1 protein-coding gene is annotated in these 1415 nt (G+C 72.9%); it reads left to right on the top strand.

The window, feature by feature from the left end; translation table 11 throughout:
- Position 1 precedes the first annotated feature (1 nt).
- On the top strand, positions 2-1415 hold a 1414-nt coding region (locus tag PKE44_RS12655), incomplete at its 3' end, for a biotin carboxylase N-terminal domain-containing protein (RefSeq protein ID WP_324551745.1).

Raw genomic sequence — 1415 nt, 5'->3', positions numbered from 1 at the left:
CATGTTCGACAAGATCCTCATCGCCAACCGCGGCGAAATCGCCTGCCGGGTGATCGCGAGCTGCCGGCGGCTCGGCATCCGCAGCGTCGCCGTGTATTCGGATGCCGATGCGCAGGCGCTGCACGTCGGGCTTGCCGACGAGGCCGTGCGCATCGGGCCGGCGAAGGCGGCCGACAGCTATCTGTGTGCCGCGCGCATCGTCGGGGCCGCGCTCGCGAGCGGTGCGCAGGCCGTGCATCCGGGCTACGGCTTCCTGTCCGAGAACGCGGCGTTCGCCGAGGCGGTCGAGGCCGCCGGGCTCGTGTTCATCGGGCCGCCGCCGGCGGCGATCCGGGCGATGGGCTCGAAGAGCGCGGCCAAGGTGCGCATGGCGCAGGCCGGCGTGCCGGTGGTGCCGGGCTATCACGGCGAGGATCAGTCGCTCGAACGGCTCACGGCCGAAGCCATCGCCACCGGCTTTCCGCTGCTGCTGAAGCCGAGCGCCGGCGGCGGCGGCAAGGGCATGAAGGTCGTCACGCACGCCGGCGAGCTCGGTGCGCAGATCGAGTCGGCGCGGCGCGAGGCGGCGGCGAGCTTTGGCGATGAGCAGCTGCTGATCGAGCGCTACCTCGAACGCCCGCGCCACATCGAGATCCAGATCTTCGCCGATGCCCACGGCCGCTGCGTGTCGCTGTTCGAGCGCGACTGCTCGCTGCAGCGCCGGCACCAGAAGGTCATCGAGGAAGCCCCGGCCCCGGGCCTCGATCCGGCGCGCCGGCAGGCGATGGGGGAGGCGGCCTGCACGGCGGCGCTGGCGATCGGCTATCGCGGCGCCGGCACCGTCGAGTTCATCGCCGAGCACGAGGAAGCCGGCGACGGGCGGTTCTTCTTCATGGAGATGAACACGCGCCTGCAGGTCGAGCATCCGGTCACGGAAATGATCACCGGCCTCGATCTGGTCGAATGGCAGCTGCGTGTCGCCGCCGGCGAACCGCTGCCACTCGCGCAGGCGCAGATCCCGCTGCACGGCCACGCGATCGAGGCGCGCATCTACGCCGAGGATCCGGCGCGCGACTTCCTGCCGGCGAGCGGCCGGCTCGTGCACCTGCACTGGCCGGCGGGCGATGCGCACGTGCGCATCGACACCGGTGTGCGCCAGGGCGATGCGGTCACGCCGCACTACGACCCGCTGCTCGCGAAGCTGATCGTCCACGACGAGGACCGCCCGCGCGCGCTGGCGCGGCTGCGGCGGGCGCTCGCCGACTGCCGCATCGTCGGGGTGGCGAACAACCTGCGCTTCCTCGCCGCGCTCGCGGCCCACCCCGGATACGCGGCCGGCGCCGTGCATACCGGCTTCATCGCCGACCAGCGCGCGACCCTGCTGCCGGCGCCGGCCACGGCGCCGATGCGCCTGCTGGCGCTGGCGACGCTCGGGC

This window comes from Plasticicumulans sp., assembly GCF_035331805.1.
Taxonomy (GTDB): domain Bacteria; phylum Pseudomonadota; class Gammaproteobacteria; order Competibacterales; family Competibacteraceae; genus Plasticicumulans.
This window is presented reverse-complemented; position numbering and strand designations above follow the sequence as displayed.